The following is a 3052-nucleotide window of genomic DNA, read 5'->3' as shown; positions in this document are numbered from 1 at the left end:
TCTGGATCCGGCAGCAAGGTGACGCGCACCCGCTGTCCGTCCTCCAGCACCATAAGCAGCACATTGTCAATTTGCAGGCGATCGCTCGGTTCCGGTGGGCGCTGCAATTCCTCTAGGAACAGCCCCGCTAGGGTAGCGGCTTCGTCGCGCGGAAGCTGCAAATCGAGTTCATTGTTAACCGTAGCAATGCTGGCGCGAATCTTAAAAATTCCTTCATGCGTGCTAATTTGACGAAACTCGCGCTCTTCCTCCGCATCATACTCGTCGCGAATTTCGCCGACAATTTCCTCTAGCACATCCTCCAGCGTTACCAATCCCGCGGTGCCGCCAAACTCATCTCGCACCACTACAAGATGCAGGCGATTTTTCTTCATTTCCTCTAGCAAATCTCGCGCTAACCGCGTCTCTGGCACGTAGTGAACTGGGCGCAACAGCTCACGGAGGCTGGGAGGCTGCTCTAGCAGTCCGGGCAGCGGACGAATCAGATCTTTGACGTGCAAAATGCCCACGATGTTGTCTAAGTCTTCGTCACACACGAGTAAGCGCGTATGAGCGTTCTCCGACACGATCTGGTACGCTTCCGCCAGCGAGGTGGTCATTTTAAGGTATTGAATTTGCACCCTCGGCACCATGATGGCTCGAGCAGTGATGTTGCTCAGTTCCACCGCACCGTGAATGATGCGGCGCTCTTGGTCGCTGACTGCGCCACCTGCGCGTCCCGCATCAACCATTGCCTTAAATTCTTCGGTGCTAACGGACTCCTCCTCGTCTTCGATCGGATTCCCGGTCATCTGCAACACTAGATTCGTCGTAGCACTGACTAGCTTGACGATCGGAGCCGCCAGCTTATCCAAAAACCGGATCGGACTCACGGAAAATAGCGCAAAGCTCTCCGCATGGCGAATACCTAGCCGTTTGGGAACCAGTTCACCCAGAATCAAGCTGAACAAGGCAATGATGACCGTTACCGCAACCAGCGCAATTTTCTCAGGCACATTGATGCGAAACAGCGCACCTAAACCCGCTGCCAAAGGACCAGCTAAGTTCTCTGCCGCAAACGCTCCGTTCAGAAATCCCGTCAGAGTGATGACAAGCTGAATCGTTGCCAGAAATCGAGTGCTGTCCTGAGTTGTTCTGAGCACCATGCGTGCCCGTCGATCGCCTTGATCTGCCAGTATTTTCATCCGAACTTCGCTCGTTGAAATCAGCGCGATCTCCGCCGCCGCGAAAAAGGCGTTCACGAGAATCAAAACGATGTTGATAAAAATCAGCAGGACAATACTGGACGGGTCAATAGTGTTCATGTGGGAGGATTGCAGAATGCCAACGAAGGAAACGCCAGTCATTCTGCGCAAGTAGGCAAAATAGAGGACTGTCCAAAAGTGTAGCTGACAAGCAGGCGGGTAAGAAAACGAGACTAGGAGTTGTGCGAGCTTGATTGCTCACTAGCCGCATGCCACCCTATTGCCCAACCCCTCGCGGTGGGCGATCGCCATGCGTGGGGCAGGGCGGCGCAGAAATCGAGCGATCGAGCCAGTTGACTGCCTGTTGCAGTCTGGGTAAGGCTTCTTCGGGCTTGTCCTTTAGCAGAAACACTAGCGCCGCGATTGCCTGCTCCCGAGCACGGGCGTTGCGGTTTGACTTGAGGCGGTGCCAATCCTTCTCAGAAATGCTCAGCTTTTCCATTAAGGCTTGCGCCAGTTCCGCCGTTGTGCACTGGCGCAGTACCGTTTCAGAACTTTCAGAGTGTGGGGAAGTATCCAGCATAGAAAAGGGCATGATGGTTGACGGAAGCGTTATCCTTAACTCTACTATGTCGTCTTCTGAGCCGCCGTCAGATTTTGAGCAACACCTTACCGAGGTCGAGCGATCGCTGCAAGACCTAAAACTGCGGTATTCCCAGGTGCAGCACGATCAGCAGCGGCAGGCAGAGCTTCAGCAGCGACAGGCGCAGATCCAGCAGGCAGACCCAAAGGAGCAAGCGTCTCACAGCGCAGAGCTCCAGCGCATCCAGGATCAGCTAGACGAGCTGGAGGTAAATTTAGAAAGCCGCTTGTTCCACTGGGACAGCTTGAAAGAACCGTTCTGGCAGGTTGTGCGCTTTGGCGGATTAGGCGTTGTGATTGGCTGGTTTCTCGCTACGGCAGCCATTCAGACTCCTAAACCTGCTTCTCCACCCGCCGTCGCACCACGATCGCTCCAACCTTAATCGCTCCAACCCTAATCACTCCAACCTTAATTGCCTTAGCCTTAACCGTTACGACGGTCTGTTCTCGTTGCCGCTCATACCCTCATTGTTGTCAGCCGCAATCAGTTCACCCACAGTTTCCGTTAGCGCTTTGGGGTCCATGAAGATAATTTTGGAGTTGTTGCTTTCGCCCAGCTTGTAGTTGGCGTCCACGTAGCTCTTGGCAACGAGGTATTGCAGCACGGCTTTGGCATTGCTCGCCTCTTTTAGAGCATCTGAGATTAGTTGAATCGACTGCACGGTTCCTTGAGATTCTGAAATCGCGGCCTTGCGTCTGCTTTCGGCAACCATTTCAGCATCCATTGCCTGTCGCAGCTCAGGTGGAAGCTGAATCTCTTGCACTTCTACCCGAATTACTTTGGCTCCCCAATCTTCTGTGGCTTTGTCCAGTTGACTCAGCACCGCCCGATTAATTTTGTCTCTGGACGACACAGCGTCTCGCAGCGTCAGTTTGCCGACTTCCGATCGCAGGGTGGTAATCACCAAGTTCTCCAAGGCATCTTCCAGATCCTCGACGGCGTAGTTTGCTCTGTAGACATCCTTAATGCGGAAGAACACGATCGCATCAACCGTCACGGAGGCATTATCCTGCGTAATTGCTGACTGTGGAGGAATATCGATAGTCTGCTCACGAGTAGACTCTTCCAGGACTCGATCAAGAACCGGAACAACAAAGTTCAATCCAGGCTCTAGAACCCGCTCAAAGCGACCCAACCGCTCAACAACACCATTCGTGCCTTCTTTAATAATTCTGACTGAGCCGAAGATATAGCCGATGATTGCCAAAACTATGGCAGCGATGAT

General features: G+C 53.2%; 4 protein-coding genes. 1 reads left to right on the top strand and 3 read right to left on the bottom strand.

What is annotated here, in order from left to right; all coding sequences use genetic code 11:
• Both H6F43_RS01770 and H6F43_RS01765 read right to left on the bottom strand, forming a co-directional pair.
• On the bottom strand, window positions 1-1346 hold a 1346-nt coding region (locus tag H6F43_RS01770), incomplete at its 3' end, for a hemolysin family protein (RefSeq protein ID WP_242025254.1).
• Between the two features lie 115 nt (window positions 1347-1461).
• Window positions 1462-1767 (bottom strand): DUF6439 family protein, encoded by a 306-nt coding sequence (locus H6F43_RS01765; protein WP_190340303.1) that lies wholly within the window; start codon window positions 1765-1767, stop codon window positions 1462-1464.
• A 46-nt stretch (window positions 1768-1813) separates the two neighbouring features.
• Here H6F43_RS01765 and H6F43_RS01760 point away from each other — a divergent pair, with 46 nt between their 5' ends.
• Complete coding sequence (locus H6F43_RS01760) at window positions 1814-2209, top strand: hypothetical protein (protein ID WP_190340302.1); 396 nt, start codon at window positions 1814-1816, stop codon at window positions 2207-2209.
• A 48-nt stretch (window positions 2210-2257) separates the two neighbouring features.
• On the opposite strand, the gene H6F43_RS01755 is transcribed toward H6F43_RS01760, so the two are convergent.
• The coding region (locus tag H6F43_RS01755) for a stomatin-like protein (RefSeq protein ID WP_242025252.1) at window positions 2258-3052 on the bottom strand (795 nt) is incomplete at its 5' end.

The sequence above is a fragment of the Leptolyngbya sp. FACHB-36 genome (assembly GCF_014695955.1).
Lineage (GTDB): Bacteria > Cyanobacteriota > Cyanobacteriia > Leptolyngbyales > Leptolyngbyaceae > FACHB-36.
This window is presented reverse-complemented; position numbering and strand designations above follow the sequence as displayed.